At 69.6% G+C, this 15,280-nt stretch carries 14 protein-coding genes and 1 riboswitch; of the genes, 5 read left to right on the top strand and 9 right to left on the bottom strand.

The annotated features are described in order from the left end of the window. Together ACFXPK_RS18775 and ACFXPK_RS18770 are read left to right on the top strand one after the other, a co-directional pair. A partial coding sequence (locus ACFXPK_RS18775; protein ID WP_385076755.1) for a GNAT family N-acetyltransferase occupies nucleotides 1-806 on the top strand: 806 nt, incomplete at its 5' end. A gap of 58 nt (nucleotides 807-864) precedes the next feature. Next, complete coding sequence (locus ACFXPK_RS18770) at nucleotides 865-1,464, top strand: DinB family protein (protein WP_385076753.1); 600 nt, start codon at nucleotides 865-867, stop codon at nucleotides 1,462-1,464. A gap of 110 nt (nucleotides 1,465-1,574) precedes the next feature. On the opposite strand, the gene ACFXPK_RS18765 is transcribed toward ACFXPK_RS18770, so the two are convergent. After that, nucleotides 1,575-1,850, bottom strand: a complete 276-nt coding sequence (locus ACFXPK_RS18765) for a DUF397 domain-containing protein (protein ID WP_385076750.1) — start codon at nucleotides 1,848-1,850, stop codon at nucleotides 1,575-1,577. Further along, complete coding sequence (locus ACFXPK_RS18760) at nucleotides 1,847-2,692, bottom strand: Scr1 family TA system antitoxin-like transcriptional regulator (RefSeq protein ID WP_385076747.1); 846 nt, start codon at nucleotides 2,690-2,692, stop codon at nucleotides 1,847-1,849. Before ACFXPK_RS18760 ends, ACFXPK_RS18765 begins: the two co-directional genes overlap by 4 nt. Nucleotides 2,693-2,870: 178 nt before the next feature. On the opposite strand from ACFXPK_RS18760, the gene ACFXPK_RS18755 reads away from it, so the two are divergent. Beyond that, nucleotides 2,871-3,422, top strand: coding sequence for an ATP-binding protein (locus tag ACFXPK_RS18755; RefSeq protein WP_385076745.1), 552 nt, complete (start codon nucleotides 2,871-2,873; stop codon nucleotides 3,420-3,422). Here ACFXPK_RS18755 and ACFXPK_RS18750 read toward each other — a convergent pair. Then, nucleotides 3,377-3,904 carry a hypothetical protein gene (locus ACFXPK_RS18750; RefSeq protein WP_385076742.1) on the bottom strand — a complete coding sequence of 176 codons (528 nt, stop codon included), beginning with the start codon at nucleotides 3,902-3,904 and terminating at the stop codon, nucleotides 3,377-3,379. The genes ACFXPK_RS18755 and ACFXPK_RS18750 overlap by 46 nt on opposite strands. A 100-nt stretch (nucleotides 3,905-4,004) precedes the next feature. Beyond that, nucleotides 4,005-4,925 (bottom strand): D-alanyl-D-alanine carboxypeptidase family protein, encoded by a 921-nt coding sequence (locus ACFXPK_RS18745; RefSeq protein ID WP_385076739.1) that lies wholly within the window; start codon nucleotides 4,923-4,925, stop codon nucleotides 4,005-4,007. 219 nt (nucleotides 4,926-5,144) lie between these two features. Between ACFXPK_RS18745 and ACFXPK_RS18740 the strand changes: the two genes are divergently transcribed. Then, complete coding sequence (locus tag ACFXPK_RS18740; RefSeq protein ID WP_384996066.1) at nucleotides 5,145-5,894, top strand: SDR family oxidoreductase; 750 nt, start codon at nucleotides 5,145-5,147, stop codon at nucleotides 5,892-5,894. An 85-nt stretch (nucleotides 5,895-5,979) separates the two neighbouring features. Here ACFXPK_RS18740 and ACFXPK_RS18735 read toward each other — a convergent pair whose 3' ends face one another. From ACFXPK_RS18735 to ACFXPK_RS18715, 5 genes are all read right to left on the bottom strand, one after another. Further along, on the bottom strand, nucleotides 5,980-6,999 hold the full coding sequence (locus ACFXPK_RS18735) for a ribonucleotide-diphosphate reductase subunit beta (RefSeq protein ID WP_384996069.1): 1,020 nt from the start codon (nucleotides 6,997-6,999) through the stop codon (nucleotides 5,980-5,982). Beyond that, nucleotides 6,990-9,434, bottom strand: a complete 2,445-nt coding sequence (locus ACFXPK_RS18730; RefSeq protein ID WP_385076735.1) for a ribonucleoside-diphosphate reductase subunit alpha — start codon at nucleotides 9,432-9,434, stop codon at nucleotides 6,990-6,992. Before ACFXPK_RS18730 ends, ACFXPK_RS18735 begins: the two co-directional genes overlap by 10 nt. A 145-nt stretch (nucleotides 9,435-9,579) precedes the next feature. Continuing rightward, nucleotides 9,580-9,722, bottom strand: a riboswitch (cobalamin riboswitch). A gap of 459 nt (nucleotides 9,723-10,181) precedes the next feature. Continuing rightward, nucleotides 10,182-10,382, bottom strand: a complete 201-nt coding sequence (locus ACFXPK_RS18725) for a YbdD/YjiX family protein (RefSeq protein ID WP_385076806.1) — start codon at nucleotides 10,380-10,382, stop codon at nucleotides 10,182-10,184. Nucleotides 10,383-10,456: 74 nt separating this feature from the next. Beyond that, complete coding sequence (locus ACFXPK_RS18720) at nucleotides 10,457-12,679, bottom strand: carbon starvation CstA family protein (protein WP_384996075.1); 2,223 nt, start codon at nucleotides 12,677-12,679, stop codon at nucleotides 10,457-10,459. Between the two features lie 180 nt (nucleotides 12,680-12,859). Continuing rightward, on the bottom strand, nucleotides 12,860-13,624 hold the full coding sequence (locus ACFXPK_RS18715) for a GntR family transcriptional regulator (RefSeq protein WP_329829689.1): 765 nt from the start codon (nucleotides 13,622-13,624) through the stop codon (nucleotides 12,860-12,862). A 248-nt stretch (nucleotides 13,625-13,872) separates the two neighbouring features. Between ACFXPK_RS18715 and ACFXPK_RS18710 the strand changes: the two genes are divergently transcribed. Then, nucleotides 13,873-15,156, top strand: coding sequence for an extracellular solute-binding protein (locus tag ACFXPK_RS18710; RefSeq protein WP_384996078.1), 1,284 nt, complete (start codon nucleotides 13,873-13,875; stop codon nucleotides 15,154-15,156). The last annotated feature ends 124 nt before the right edge of the window (nucleotides 15,157-15,280 follow it).

The following is a 15,280-nucleotide window of genomic DNA, read 5'->3' as shown; positions in this document are numbered from 1 at the left end:
TCGTCGGCAAGCGTCAGATGTGTATACGAGCCCGGCCGCGCACCCCGGGGGAGCGGCGGGCCCGCGTCCACCTCCCGCAGCACGCCTGCGCACGGCGCCCGGACCGGCGCGCGACCTACCGGAGCCTGTACGCGGCGCTCGCCGCACGGCTGGCCGGTATCGGCGCCTACGAGCACACTCTGGCGGTGCCGGTGGACGACCACGAGACGGTGTCCTGCTTCTTCGAACTGGGCTTCGGAGTCGACCGGATCAGAGGCTTCCGGCCGGTCACCCGCGCGCAGGCACCGGCTCCGCCGCCACGGGGTACGCGGCTGCGCACGGCAACGGCAGGCGACCTGGACGGGATGTTCGCCCTGGCCGTCGAGCTCCAGCGCTTCCACACCGCGCCGCCCGTCCTGCGCCCCGTGCCGCCCGATCTGCGGCCGATCAGGGAGAGACTGCGGACGGCCCTCGCCGAAGACGGCCAACTCCTCCTCGTCGCGGAGGAGTACGGCCGGCTGACCGGCCTGATCCAGGCGGCGCCGGACGGTCACCGCCTCGGCGCGGCGACCATCGGCATCGCGGCGGTGACCGCGCGGTCCCGGTCGGCGGGGGTGGGAACGGCGCTGGTCCGCGCCGTCGAGGAGTGGGCCGCGGGATGCGGCTTCGACGCGTACGGCACCGAATGGTCGTCCGCGAACCAGATCGGCGACGCGTTCTGGCGCGGCCTGGGCATGGTCCCGGCCCAGTACACGCTGGCACGCCTGATCGATTCCCGCGTCGCGTGGGCCGACGCACGGCTGAGCCAGGGGCGCACCGCTCCCTGAGGACCGCCCCGGTTGCCTGACGAAGCCCGTTGTCAGTGCCGGGTGCGAGACTGCCCGCATGACCGCATCGGATCCGAAGACAGACCTTCTCCGCTACCTGCAAGAGGCACGCGACGCGTTGCTGTGGAAGCTCGACGGGCTCTCCGAGTACGACGTCCGCCGCCCCCTGACGCCCACCGGCACCAATCTGCTGGGGCTGGTCAAGCATGTCGCCGGTGTGGAACTGGGCTACTTCGGCGACACGTTCGGGCGGCCGTTCTTCGTGGCGGAGCCGCCGCCCCGCTGGTACACGGACGACGCCGAGGCCAACGCGGACATGTGGGCGACGGCCGACGAGTCACGCGAGGAGATCATCGGCCTCTACCACCGCACATGGGAGCACGCCGACGCCACGATCGCCGCCCTGCCCCTCGACGCGATCGGCCATGTGCCGTGGTGGCCGCAGGAGCGCCGCGAGGTGACCCTGCACCGCATCCTGATCCATGTGATCGGCGACGTCCAACGCCACGCGGGCCACGCCGACATCGTCCGCGAACTCATCGACGGCACGGCGGGTCTGCTGGAGGCGAAGGACAACATGCCGCCGGGCGACCAGGCGTGGTGGGCGGCGTACCGGAACGGTCTGGAGGGGGTGGCGCGCGAGGCGGGCGGGCGCTGACGCGCAGGCATTCGAGCTGCTGAAATCGTCAGCGGTCCACGGCCGGCCGGCGCGCGAACTGATCCGGTCGGCCGTGGACGGCCTCGGTTGAGCGAGTGAGGGCCCCCACGTCAGGCGGTGGCGTCCGGTCGGGTGCTGGTGAAGGCGATGAACGCGGACCACGGCTCGGTGGTGACCCGGAGTATGGGACCGGGGACGGTCTTCGAGTCGCGGATATGGACGGCGGTGGGGGCGAGGGCTACTTCTACGCAGTCTCCGCCGCCCGAGCCGCTGTAGCTGCTCTTGGCCCAGGCTACTTCTACGCAGTTACCGCCGTCCGTGCCGCTGTGGCTGCTCTTGAACCACGCCAGAGAGGACGGCTGGCTTGTGGAGTCGACGGTGTTCATAGTTCTCCTGCCATACGCTCGATCAGACGGGCAGACTCCACCGCGTTCAGGGCCTGCGTACGCAGCTTGCCATAGCGCAGTCCCAAGGTGCTGACCGTCGTGGGGGCGGTAATCACCAGCCCCACTCCCTGGGACTCGATGTAGCCGATCTGGCGATGCTCCACGGTCTCCAGCAGCACCATAGGACCGTTGTGACCGAGGTGGAAGTCACTGTCTGAGGGCATCACTTGGATCGCCACATTGCGCGACTGCCCCACCTTCAGCAGGTGATGAAGCTGGCGCTTCATCACGTTGCTGTCCCCCACCACGGTGGTGAGCGCTGCCTCTCCGATGATGAAGCATGTCTCCACCATGGGCGTACGCGTGAGCAATCGCTGTCGGCCCAGTCTGGCCTCGACGTTCTGCTCGATCATCTCGTCGCTGAGCGGTGGGCAACTTGCGGTGAACAGCGCCTGTGCGTACGGCTCGGTCTGGAGCAGACCCGGGATCAGCAGCGGTTCGAAGTCGTACCGGCTCACCGCCTCCAGCTCGAACTTCGCGAAGTCCTGGAAGAATGCCGGGAGTTTGGCCAGGTCCACGTCGTCCTGAAGTACCGCCAGTGTTCCGGCCGCCTTCAGGACCGTCTCCGCCGCGTCCGTGAACGCCGACTTGGCCGGCCGCCGTCCCTGTTCGATCGAGGCGACCTGCTCGCACGAGTAACCCACTGCCTCGGCGAGTTCCTGCTGGGTCAGGCCCGCGCGGTCCCGGTGGAGCCTGACCATTTTGCCGTAACCGACCCAGATACGGGGTCGACCGTCATTCTGGGGCCGTTGCTTCTTCTGGCTCTGACGGCTGGTTCCCATACGCCTCACACTCCATCGTGCGTGCCGATGCGTGAATAACCTTCCTTGTGCAACGCGCCGTGCCCCCGGTGCCGTTACGGGCCGTGACCCGTACAGAACTCGGGGGTGGGCCGTACCAGCTCGTCAGGTACGGGCGTTCGCCCTGGTCACGCTATACGGGTAACGGGATGGTTACCCTATGAAGTCGGAAATTTCCCCCGCCGCCGCCTCCGCAGGAGCGGCCACGCCCGCCGAACTCGGCGCCCCGCCGGTGTTCTCGGCGCTTCTGCCGCTCTCGCGGATCAGGCTCAGTTCCAGCCATCGCGGGGCCAGGCTCGCCCGGTTGCTCTGTGGTCAGCAGCTCGACTCGTGGGGGGTTCCGCGTACCGTTCCCGCCTCCGGGGCGGTCTCCGCGATCGTCGCCGAGCTGGCCGCCAACGCCGTGACCCACGGCCGTAGCCCGGGAAGGGACTTCGAGGTGCGGCTCGGGCTCGGGGAGGAGCGGGTGCGGGTCGAGGTGATCGACACGCGGCCCGACCGGGTGCCCCGGGTGCCCGGGGCGTTCCCGGCGCCCGCCGCGGAGTCGACCGGTGGGCGCGGGCTGTTGCTGGTCGCCGCCTACGCCGACCGGTGGGGGTGGTGCGTACGGGATCCGTACACCAAGACCGTCTGGGCGGAGGTGCGGTACCGCGCGCCGGGCGAGTGTCAGGAAGAGGGGCAGGCGTTGTCGGCGATGGTGATGGACACGTAGTCGTAGCCCATGGCGCGTTTGTTCTTCATGGCGATGACGCCGAGGCAGAAGGCCGCGTCCGTGCCGGTCGCGGTGACGGTGTAGTCGGCCTTCTCCGTACCGCCGTCGTACAGCGCGGACTTGGGGCGTTCCGAGGCGAGGACGACGGTGAGCCCGTCCTCGGAACCTCGGCCCACCCGCGCGATGCGTTCGCTCAGGATGCTTTCGTACGGGACGCCCGCGCTGCCGGGGCCGAGCTGCGCCTCCTGTGACAGTTCGGCGGCCGCTCCGGTGACGGCGGTCCGCAGTTCCTTGCCGTCCCAGTCGTCGGAGGCGCCGAGGAGTCCCGGGTGGTAGAGCAGGAACATGCCGCCCGCGGCGAACAGCAGCGATCCCACGATGAGGGCGCGGCCGACCGGGTTGTGCGGGTTGTAGACGTAGCGGCCGGCGCCCCACTTACTCCGGATGAAGACGCGGTCCGCGTCGTCCCTGTCGTTGGTCATGGTCGGATTCTCGTCACCGTCACGTTGTCCGGCCAGTTCACGGGAGCGGCCCGCCGGGAGGACCGGCGGGCCGTCCTGTGCGAGCGGGCGCGGAGCGTGATCAGTCGCGCTGCGCGTTCGCGGGGAGCTTGCGGAGCTTCATGTCCTTGGCGGTGTCCGTGCCGAACCCGTAGTCCAGGATCTTCGCCGCGTCGCCGTACCGGTCCGTGCTGTTGAGGACCGTGCCGACGAGGGTCTTGTCGTCGCGGGTGGCCGCGAAGACCAGGCACTCGCCCGCCGGGGTCGTCGTACCGGTCTTGATGCCGATGACACCGTCGTACGAACCCAGGAGCTGGTTCGTGTTGTTCCAGGTGTAGTAACGCGTACGGCCGTTGGCGGCCGGGGCCTCGCCCTTGTACTGCTTGGTCCCGACGACCGTGCGGAACGTCTCGTTCGTCATCGCGTGCTGTGCGAGCTTCGCCAGCTCGGTGGGGGTGCTGGAGTCCGTGCCCACACCGTCGAAGGAGTCGAACTCCGTCTTCGGGAGGTACAGCTCGTCGGCCTTCGCGTTCATCTGGTCGACGAACGACTCGGCCCGCTCCTCGCTGGTCGCGCCGATGCCGAAGGTGTCGGCGAGGGCGTAGCCGGCGTCGGCGCCGGAGGGGAGCAGCGACGCGTAGAGGAGCTGGCGGACGGTGAGCTTGTCGCCCGTCTGGAGGTCCGCCGTGCTGGTGCTGTGCTCGGTGACGTAGTCGCGGTACTCCTGCTTGACGGGCACCTGGCGGTCCAGGTCCGGGCCCTTGTCGAGCACCACGTACGCGGTCATGATCTTCGCCGTGCTGGCCATGGGGCGGACGGTGTCCGCGTCCTTGCCGTAGAGCGTCTCGCCGCTGGCGCCGTCCATCAGGGCGGCACCCTGGGCGGTGACCGTGGGCTCCGGCTCGGCGGCGACCGCGGTCTGGGCGACCAGTGGGGAGAGCGCGAGCAGCGCGCCACCCGCGACGGCGGCGGCCCTGCGCTTGGTCATTATTGAGGCAGTCAAGAGGAAATGCTCCGTCTCTGCATTGCTTGCGGTGGAACTGTCGTACTCAAGGGGCCTGTGGGGTTTACGTGGCCCCTACAGGAAAACGTGTCGGCGAGGCGGGTTGGTTGCGTTCCACCTTGTAAAGATCCTGAGGAGCCCGTTCGAGGACCGGTCGTGGGGGCGATTCCGGCGAACAGCCGAACCAGGGTGACGCCGCTCGGCCACTATGGGCAGATCATGGATACTCACATCAGTCCCACGCAGCGGCTGGCGCTGGTCACCGGCGCCAACAAGGGCATCGGGTTCGCGGTCGCCGAAGGGCTCCTCGGGATGGGGATGACGGTCTTCCTCGGCGCCCGGGACACGTACCGCGGCACCTCGGCCGTGTCCGCCCTGGCCGCGCGTGGCTACGACGCGCGCTTCGTCCAGCTCGACGTCACCGACCAGGCGTCGGTCGACGCGGCGGCCGAGACGGTCGCCCGCGAGGCCGGCGGTCTCGACATCCTGGTCAACAACGCCGGGGTGCTCGCCACGCCCATCCACAAGCCGAGCCGGACCTCGGTCGACGAGATGCGCGGCACCTACGAGATCAACGTGTTCGGCGTCGTGGCGGTGACCAACGCGATGCTCCCGCTGCTCCGCCGGTCCGCCGCCGCGCGCATCGTGAACCTGACGAGCAACCTCGGCTCCGTCTCCCTGGCCGCGTCGAACCGTGCGTTCCCGCAGTTGCTGGCCTACAACTCCTCGAAGGCGGCCCTGAACGCCCTCACCGTCACGTACGCCAACGAGCTGCGCGCCGAGCGGATCCTCGTCAACGCCGTCTCCCCGGGGTCCGTGGCGACCGACCAGAACGGGCACGCGGGCGCGCTGACCGCCGCGGAGGGGGCCCTGCTGCCCATCCGGATGGCGACCCTGCCGCCCGGCGGCCCGACGGGCACCGCCGTCACCGCCGACGAGGATCTGAGCCACCATCCCCTGCCCTGGTGAGCCGGGAGGGACACGGCGGCGGGGCCGGTGCGGGGAGAGATCTCCTCCGCACCGGCCCCGCCCCGGGTCCGGACCGGCCCGCCGACTAGAAGTCGTCGTCGAAGCCGACCGTGCCCTCCACCGCCACCTGGTACGCCGACGGGCGCCGCTCGAAGAAGTTCGTCAGCTCCTGCACGCCCTGCAACTCCATGAACGCGAACGGGTTCTGCGACCCGTACACCGGCGGGAAGCCGAGGCGCTGGAGCCGCTGGTCCGCCACGCACTCCAGATACGCGCGCATCGACTCCGTGTTCATGCCGGGCAGCCCGTCGCCGCACAGGTCGCGGCCGAACTGGAGCTCCGCCTCCACCGCTTCCTTCAGCATGTCCGTGACCTGCTGCCGCAGCGCGTCGTCGAACAGCTCCGGCTCCTCCTTGCGGACCGTGTCCACGACCTCGAAGGCGAAGTTCATGTGCATGGTCTCGTCACGGAAGACCCAGTTCGTGCCCGTGGCCAGGCCGTGCAGCAGACCGCGCGAGCGGAACCAGTAGACGTACGCGAACGCCCCGTAGAAGAACAGGCCCTCGATGCACGCCGCGAAGCAGATCAGATTGAGCAGGAACCGGCGCCGGTCCGCCTGTGACTCCAGGCGCTCGATCTTCTCCACCGAGTCCATCCAGCGGAAGCAGAACTGCGCCTTCTCGCGGATCGACGGGATCTCCTCGACCGCGTCGAAGGCCGCCGCGCGGTCCTCCGGGTCGGGGAGATAGGTGTCCAGCAGCGTCAGATAGAACTGGACGTGTACGGCCTCCTCGAAGAGCTGGCGCGAGAGGTAGAGCCGCGCCTCCGGGGAGTTGATGTGCTTGTAGAGCGTCAGCACCAGATTGTTGGAGACGATCGAGTCGCCCGTCGCGAAGAACGCGACCAGCCGGCCGATCATGTGCTGCTCGCCGGGGGACAGCTTGGCGAGGTCGGCGACGTCGGAGTGGAGGTCGACCTCCTCCACCGTCCAGGTGTTCTTGATCGCGTCGCGGTAGCGCTCGTAGAAGTCCGGGTAGCGCATGGGGCGCAGCGTCAGCTCGAAGCCCGGGTCCAGGAGGTTCTTCTCGGTGGTCATTACTGGCATGCCTCGCAGGACTCGGGGTTCTCCAGGGAGCAGGCGATCGCCTCGTCGGCCGGCGTCGTCTGTACGGGGATGGGGGTGGCGGCGGGAGCGGACGCGGGGCTCGGCGCCGAGGGCCCGCCGGCCGCGCGCGCGATCCGGGTCGCCGGGCGCGAGCGCAGGTAGTACGTGGTCTTCAGCCCCTTCTTCCAGGCGTACGCGTACATCGAGCTGAGCTTCCCGATGGTCGGCGTCTCCAGGAAGAGGTTCAGCGACTGGCTCTGGTCCAGGAACGGCGTACGCGCCGCCGCCATGTCGATCAGTCCGCGCTGCGGGATCTCCCACGCCGTACGGAACAGCTCGCGCACCTCGGCCGGGATCCAGGTGAAGCCCGCCACCGAGCCGCTGGACTCGCGCAGCGCCTCGCGCGTCTGCGCGTCCCAGACGCCGAGCCGCTTCAACTCCTCCACCAGGTAGGAGTTGACCTGGAGGAACTCCCCGGAGAGCGTCTCGCGCTTGAAGAGGTTCGAGACCTGCGGCTCGATGCACTCGTACACGCCCGCGATCGACGCGATGGTCGCCGTCGGGGCGATGGCCAGGAGAAGGGAGTTGCGCATACCGGTCCTGGCGACCCGGGCGCGCAGCGCAGCCCAGCGCTCGGGCCAGTGCAGCTCCACGTCGTAGTGGTCGGGGTGGAGCACCCCGCGCGCGGCGCGCGTCTTCGACCAGGCGGGCAGCGGGCCGCTGCGCTCGGCGAGGTCGCAGGACGCCTCGTAGGCGGCGAGCATGATCCGCTCGGCGATCCGGGTGGAGAGCGCGGCGGCCTCGGGGGAGTCGAAGGGCAGCCGCTTCTTGAAGAAGACGTCCTGGAGCCCCATTGCGCCCAGGCCCACCGGGCGCCACTTGGCGTTGGAGCGGCCCGCCTGCTCGGTCGGGTAGAAGTTGATGTCGACGACCCGGTCGAGGAAGGTGACGGCGGTACGGACGGTCTCGTCCAGCCGCTCCCAGTCGATCTCGCCGGTGGCCGCGTCCACGAACGAGCCCAGGTTGACCGAGCCGAGGTTGCAGACGGCCGTCTCGCCGTCGTCCGTGACCTCCAGGATCTCCGTGCAGAGGTTGGAGGAGTGGACGGTGTGGCCGGGCTCGGCCGTCTGGTTCGCCGTACGGTTCGACGCGTCCTTGAAGGTCATCCAGCCGTTGCCGGTCTGCGCGAGGGTGCGCATCATCCGGCCGTACAGCTCACGCGCCTTGATCGTCCTGCGGGCGAGACCGTCGGCCTCCGCCTTGCGGTACGCGGCGTCGAACGCGTCGCCCCACAGGTCGACCAGGTCCGGTACGTCCACGGGCGAGAACAGCGACCATTCGCCGTCCGCCTCGACCCGGCGCATGAACTCGTCGGGGATCCAGTGCGCCAGATTGAGATTGTGGGTACGGCGCGCCTCCTCGCCCGTGTTGTCACGCAGTTCGAGGAACTCCTCCAGATCCGCGTGCCAGGTCTCCAGGTAGACACAGGCGGCGCCCTTGCGCCGGCCGCCCTGGTTGACGGCGGCGACGGAGGAGTCGAGGGTCCGCAGGAACGGGACGATGCCGTTGGAGTGGCCGTTCGTCCCCCGGATCAGTGAACCGCGCGAGCGGATACGGGAGTACGACAGGCCGATGCCGCCCGCGTGCTTCGAGAGCCGCGCGACCTGGTGGTAGCGGTCGTAGATCGAGTCCAGCTCGTCCAGCGGCGAGTCCAGCAGGTAGCAGGACGACATCTGCGGGTGACGGGTGCCGGAGTTGAAGAGGGTGGGGGAGGAGGGGAGGTAGTCCAGCCGGCTCATCAGCCGGTAGAGCGCGGCGACCTCGTCGAGCGCGTGCGCGCTCTCGTCCTCGGCGAGCCCGGCGGCGACGCGCAGCATGAAGTGCTGGGGCGTCTCGATCACCTGGCGGGTGAGCGGGTGCCGGAGCAGATAGCGGCTGTAGAGCGTCCGCAGCCCGAAGTAGCCGAAGCGGTCGTCCGCCGCCGGATCGATCAGCGCGTCGAGGCGCTCGGCGTGGCGGGTGACGAAGGCGGCCGTACGGTCCGCGATCAGGCCCTCGCGGTGGCCGACGGCGACGGACGCGGAGAACGACACGGCGCCCTGGGAGGCCGCCTCGTCGGCGATCGTACGGGTGAGCAGCCGGGCGGCGAGACGGGAGTAGGCCGGATCGTCGGAGATCTGTCCGGCCGCCGCCTCCGTGGCCAGCTCGCGCAGCTCGGCCTCGTCCGAGCGGGCGTTGCGGCCGCGCAGCGCGGCGGCGGCGATCCTGCCCGGGTCGGCGTCGGGCAGATCGGCGGTCAGCTCGGTCAGGGTCCGCAGCAGCGCGGTGCCGGGGGCGTCGGACTGCCCGGCTGCGGTCGCCGCTCCGTTCCCGGCCCCCGCCTCCGCAACCGCCGCCGAGACAACTGAAACCGGATCCGCTGGCGCGATGGTCACGTGGTGCTCTCCCTCGCTCGGCTCTGGGCCACGAGGAGGCACGGGTCCGCGCACGCGGACGCACCCCTGCCCTTGAGGGGAGGCACACCGCGCCGCGTCCACCGGCCCAACCGCGAGGCCCGGACGTCTGGGCGCCCGGATCGGTCGAGCCGGACGCACTGCCGGCAGGTGTTCGGACTGGCGGGCACGACAAAGCGCGCCACAGTACACCGTTGCGGGACAGTTCCGGATTCACACCGGATTCCCCTGCGTCGACAGCGAGGTCGAGCATACATCTGGGGGGCGCGCGCTGCGTCACCCCCCAGATGTTGTGTCGTGGGTCGCTTCGCCCCGTGATTGTCGGACCCCTCCGCTATCGTCATGAGGACAAGGCGGAGGTATCCCCATGACGGTCATCGACTACGAATCCCAGATCCATCCCGAAGAGTTCGACGAGGCCACCGCGATAACGGCCCGCACCATCACGAGTATCCGGCTGGACTCATCGACGGGAAGATCAGGAGCAGGGTCGTGCCGGACGGGGACCACGGACGCATCGTGCAGTGGCTGACACGTATCCGTATGCGGTCCCGCCCGGAGCTGTGGCTCCGAACCGGTCGGGATCACGCTGGAGACCGGGCAGCTCAAGGACTGGGTGCGCTGAGCTGACGACGAACGGGCCGCCGGACCCGTGGGAGAGGTCCGGCGGCCCGAGGTCCGCGCAGTGCGGCCAGGCTGCCCGGTGCGGGCAGCCTGCCCGGTGAGGGCTCAGCAGCAGCGGAACCCCTCGCGCGGATCGGCCTCGCGGGCGTCCGTGCGGCTGCGTTCGAACGCGCGGCGGGTCATGATCTCCCCCGCCGGGCCGCCCGCGCCCGCGTGGGCCCGCGCGTGGGCCACGTAGCGCTCGTACGCCGACTCGCCGGTGAACTCCCGCACGTACCAGCGGATCCGCCGCGCCACGTGCCGCAGCCGCTCCGCCGTGTCGCGCGGGCGACTTCCGGCCCCGCTTCCGGTCGGGGTTCGGGGGCCGTTCCGTAGCCCGGTCACGCCGGGCCCGTTCCCGCCGGGACGGTCTCCCGCTCCCTGGTGGCCTCGGCGGCGGCCAGCTCGGCCTTCTCCTCCTTGGTCGGGATCATGCCGGCGGGGGCGACGATCCTGGACTCGGTGTACGGGACCTCCGTCAGCCGGGCGCTCTCCGGGTCGCGGATCGCCTTGAAGCAGACCCGTCCCGCGTCCGCGATGACCACCAGGATGAGGACCGCGAAGATGGCCGAGAGGACCCCGTCCACCGTGGAGTTGGTGACGACGGTGTGCATGTCGTCCATGGTCTTGGCGGGGGCCAGCACCTCGCCCCGGTCGATGGCCGACTGGTACACGTCGCGCTGGGTGAAGAAGCCCACCCTCGGGTCGCCGGAGAAGATCTTCTGCCAGCTCGCGGTGAGGGTGACGGCGGCGTCCCAGGCGAGCGGCACGGCCGTCACCCAGGCCCACTTCAGACGGCCGGACTTGACCAGCAGCGTGGTGCAGACGGCGAGCGCCACGGCCGCCAGGAGCTGGTTGGCGATGCCGAAGAGCGGGAAGAGCTGGTTGATGCCGCCCAGCGGGTCGTGGACACCGACCCAGAGGAAGTAGCCCCAGCCGCCGACCACGACCGCGCTGGCGAACCAGACGCCGGGCTTCCAGCTCACCTGGCGCATCGGCTTGTACACGTTGCCGAGCATGTCCTGGAGCATGAAGCGGCCGACACGCGTCCCCGCGTCCACCGTGGTGAGGATGAACAGCGCCTCGAACATGATCGCGAAGTGGTACCAGAACGCCTTCATGGCGGTGCCGCCGACGACCGACGAGAAGATCTCCGCCATGCCGAGGGCGAAGGTCGGCGCCCCGCCGGTCCGCGAGAGCAGACTCGTCTCCTCGACGTCCTTCGCCGCCTGGGCGAGCTGGTCGGGCGAGATGGTGAAGCCCAGGTTCGCGACCGCCTGCGAGGCGGACTCGACCGTACCGCCGATGACCCCGGCGGGGGAGTTGACCGCGAAGTACAGACCCGGGTCGATGATGCAGGCGGCGATCAGCGCCATGATCGCGACGAACGACTCGGTCAGCATCGCGCCGTAACCGATCATCCGGATCTGGGTCTCCTTCTGGACCATCTTCGGCGTCGTGCCCGAGGAGATCAGGGAGTGGAAGCCCGAGAGCGCGCCGCACGCGATGGTGATGAAGACGAACGGGAACATGGACCCGGCGAAGACCGGTCCGTCACCGCGGCTCGCGAACTCGGTGACCGCGTCCATCTTCATCGTCGGCAGCGCGATCGCCACGCCCAGCGCCAGCAGCACGATCGTGCCGACCTTCATGAACGTCGACAGGTAGTCGCGCGGTGCCAGCAGCATCCACACCGGGAGCACGGAGGCGAGGAAGCCGTACGCGATCATCCAGATGACCAGCGTCCCGGCCTCCAGCGTGAAGGTGTCGGCGAGCGAGGACTCCGCGACCCAGCCGCCCGCCACGATGGCGAGCAGCAGCAGCGCCACCCCGATGAGCGAGACCTCGGTGACCCGGCCGGGGCGCAGGATCCGCAGGTACACGCCCATGAAGAGGGCGATCGGGATGGTCATGGCGATGGAGAAGACGCCCCACGGCGAGTGCGCCAGGGCGTTGACGATGACCAGCGCCAGCACGGCCAGCAGAATGATCATGATCATGAAGACGGCGATGAGCGCGGCGGCGCCGCCGAAGGGGCCGATCTCGTCCCGGGCGATCTGGCCGAGGGAACGGCCGTCGCGGCGGGTGGAGAAGAACAGCGTCACCATGTCCTGGACGGCGCCGGCGAAGATCACGCCCGCGACGATCCAGATCGTGCCGGGCAGATACCCCATCTGCGCGGCGAGCACGGGACCGACCAGGGGCCCCGCGCCCGCGATGGCCGCGAAGTGGTGGCCGAACAGCACGCGCCGGTCGGTGGGGTGGAAGTCGACCCCGTTGTCCAGCCGTTCCGCCGGGGTGGCCCGGGTCTTGTCGACCTTGAGGACGCGGTTGGCGATGAAGCGCGAGTAGAAGCGGTAGGCGATCGCGTACGAGCCGAGGGCGGCGGCCAGCATCCACGCCGCCGAGACCTCCTCGCCCCGGGAGAGGGCGAGCACCCCCCAGCCCGCCGCGCCCACCAGCGCGACCAGGGTCCAGACGGCGATGGATCTCGGGCTGAGGCCCCCTGGGGCCTTCGGCCGGGTGTCCGTCGACGGGGTGTCGTTCGGCGCGGGCTCTGGCATGGCGAGTCGTCCCCTCACTGGTCACCTGCGTACCGCCTGATGCGTCATGCGTCACGCGTAATGCGCAGGAAATCTAGGGGACCATCCCGGGACACGCCACCACCAGCCCATATCCCGGTACGTTAACTGCCCGCGGGCGGTGGGTTTATGTATGCCTGAGGGGAATTCCCGTGCCGGACGTCAGGGGCGCGGGCGCTGGAGGCGTGCCACGAACTTGTAGCGGTCGCCGCGGTAGACGGACCGTACCCACTCCACCGGTTCACCGGCCGCGTCCAGCGAGTGGCGCGAGAGCATCAGCATCGGCAGCCCCACGTCCGTACCGAGCAGCCCGGCCTCGCGCGGGTTGGCCAGCGAGGTCTCGATGGTCTCCTCGGCCTCGGCGAGATGCACGTCGTACACCTCCGCCAACGCCGTATAGAGGGACGTGTACTTGACGAGAGAGCGGCGCAGCGCGGGAAAGCGCTTCGCCGAGAGGTGCGTGGTCTCGATGGCCATCGGCTCACCGCTCGCCAGCCGCAGCCGCTCGATCCGCAGCACGCGCCCGCCCGCGGTGATGTCGAGGAGCCCGGCGAGGGTGTCGTCGGCGGTGACGTAGCCGATGTCGAGGAGCTGCGAGGTCGGTTCGAGCCCCTGGGCGCGCATGTCCTCGGTGTACGAGGTGAGCTGGAGGGCCTGGGAGACCTTGGGCTTGGCGACGAAGGTGCCCTTGCCCTGGATGCGTTCGAGCCGGCCCTCGACGACGAGTTCCTGGAGGGCCTGGCGCACGGTCGTCCGCGAGGTGTCGAACTCGGCGGCCAGGGTGCGCTCCGGCGGTACGGGCGTTCCGGGCGGCAGCGTCTCCGTCATGTCGAGCAAGTGCCGCTTCAAGCGGTAGTACTTGGGCACGCGCGCCGTACGGGTGGCGGGTCCGCCCTCGGTCTCCGTACCGACCCCGTCCGTGGCCATGGCCTGCCTTCCCGACTCCTGCGCTGCTGCCGTCACCGGCTCCTCCGTCTGTCGCGGCTCACATGGTGGCACGGTCCGGCCACGGGTCGTCGCCCTCTCTCAGGTGTCGGTCCGATAACGGACACGACTGCCCTTCTTATACACCCTTGACACCCCTAAAGGTCTAGGCCAAGCTCACTCCCTACTGGCCTAATGGTCTAAACCATTAAAGGGGCCAGGGGGGTTGCAGTGTCCCTGAGGAGGGTGGCGTGAAGCGCAAGCTCATCGCGGCGGTCGGCGTCGCAGGCATGGTGATCGGCCTCGCGGCGTGTGGATCCGACGATTCGAAGGGCGGTGCGTCCGGGGGAGATTCGGCGAAGGAACTCACCGTCTGGCTGACGGTGGACGCCCAGAACAACTGGCCGGAGCTGGTCAAGGCCGCTGACGACGCCCTGGTCGAGAAGCACCCGGGCATCAAGATCAAGCACGAGTACTACGGCTGGCCCGACAAGAACGCCAAGCTCGACGCCGTGCTCGCCACCGACAAGGCCCCCGACGTGGTCGAGATGGGCAACACGGAGATGCTCGGCTACACGGTGAAGGGCGCCTTCGCCGAGCTGGACCCCGCGAAGTTCGACAACTCGGACGCCTGGCTCGACGGGCTCAAGTCGTCGGTGACGTACAACGGCAAGACCTACGGCGTGCCGTACTACGCCGGCGGCCGGGTCGCCAACTGGCGCAAGGACGTCGCCAAGGAGGCCGGGGTCTCCGCCGTACCGAAGACCTACGCCGAACTGACCGCCGGGCTCGACAAGATCCAGGCGAAGAACGGCGACAAGTTCAGCGCCTGGTACCAGCCCTCGCGCGACTGGTACGCGGCCATGTCCTTCGTGTACGACGCCGGCGGCTCCATCGCCGAGGACAACGGCGGCACGTTCAAGGCCAACCTCTCCTCCCCCGAGTCCCTCAAGGGGCTGAAGGAGTACAAGAAGGTCCTGGACACGTACATGCACGCGGACAAGACCAAGGACGAGTCCGACCGCTACATCGTGTACGGCCAGGGCCAGTCCGGGATGATCTTCGCCGCCGCCTGGGAGGGCGCGACCGCCGAGGACCCGAAGAGCGACAAGACCGGCAAGCTCAAGGGCAACCTGGAGAACTTCGTGATGCCGGGTCCGTCCGGCGCCAACATGCCCGTCTTCCTGGGCGGTTCCGACCTGGCCGTACCGGTCAAGTCCAAGGCGCAGGCCACCGCCGCCGAGTGGATCAACGCGTACACCGGCGCCAAGGGCCAGAAGGGCCTGATGGGCAAGGGCAACCTGCCCAACAACAAGACGGACCTCGCGACGCTGAAGGACGACCCGGCCACCGCGGTCCCGGCCACCGCCGCCGAGTCGAGCTGGTTCGTACCGATGGCGCCGGGCTGGGGCCAGGTCGAGAAGGCCCAGGTGCTCCAGACGATGCTCCAGTCCATCGGCACCGGCAAGAAGTCGGTGGAGGAAGCCGCCAAGGAGGCGGACGCCGCCATCGACAAGGTCATCAACACCAAGTGACCTGAGGGCGGGGGGGGGGGGCGCGCCGCCCCCCCGGGGCGCGGGCCCGCGCCCCCCCGCCCGCGCGCGCCCCCGCGACGCCGGGCCGCGCCGGCCCACGTCTCCGCCCCCGCGGGCGGGAGGA

Origin of the sequence: Streptomyces sp. NPDC059142, from assembly GCF_042755665.1 — a bacterium.
Classification (GTDB): Bacteria; Actinomycetota; Actinomycetes; order Streptomycetales; family Streptomycetaceae; genus Streptomyces.
The sequence above is the reverse complement of the archived record's forward strand: the minus strand, read 5'-3'. Positions and strand labels throughout refer to the sequence as shown.

What these genes read in the sequence shown, in the direction of transcription:
- ACFXPK_RS18770 (WP_385076753.1), top strand. Translation starts at nt 865, where the DNA reads ATGACCGCATCGGATCCGAAGACAGACCTTCTCCGCTACCTGCAAGAG.
- ACFXPK_RS18765 (WP_385076750.1), bottom strand. Translation starts at nt 1,850, where the DNA reads ATGAACACCGTCGACTCCACAAGCCAGCCGTCCTCTCTGGCGTGGTTC.
- ACFXPK_RS18760 (WP_385076747.1), bottom strand. Translation starts at nt 2,692, where the DNA reads ATGGGAACCAGCCGTCAGAGCCAGAAGAAGCAACGGCCCCAGAATGAC.
- ACFXPK_RS18755 (WP_385076745.1), top strand. Translation starts at nt 2,871, where the DNA reads ATGAAGTCGGAAATTTCCCCCGCCGCCGCCTCCGCAGGAGCGGCCACG.
- ACFXPK_RS18750 (WP_385076742.1), bottom strand. Translation starts at nt 3,904, where the DNA reads ATGACCAACGACAGGGACGACGCGGACCGCGTCTTCATCCGGAGTAAG.
- ACFXPK_RS18740 (WP_384996066.1), top strand. Translation starts at nt 5,145, where the DNA reads ATGGATACTCACATCAGTCCCACGCAGCGGCTGGCGCTGGTCACCGGC.
- ACFXPK_RS18735 (WP_384996069.1), bottom strand. Translation starts at nt 6,999, where the DNA reads ATGCCAGTAATGACCACCGAGAAGAACCTCCTGGACCCGGGCTTCGAG.
- ACFXPK_RS18720 (WP_384996075.1), bottom strand. Translation starts at nt 12,679, where the DNA reads ATGCCAGAGCCCGCGCCGAACGACACCCCGTCGACGGACACCCGGCCG.
- ACFXPK_RS18715 (WP_329829689.1), bottom strand. Translation starts at nt 13,624, where the DNA reads ATGGCCACGGACGGGGTCGGTACGGAGACCGAGGGCGGACCCGCCACC.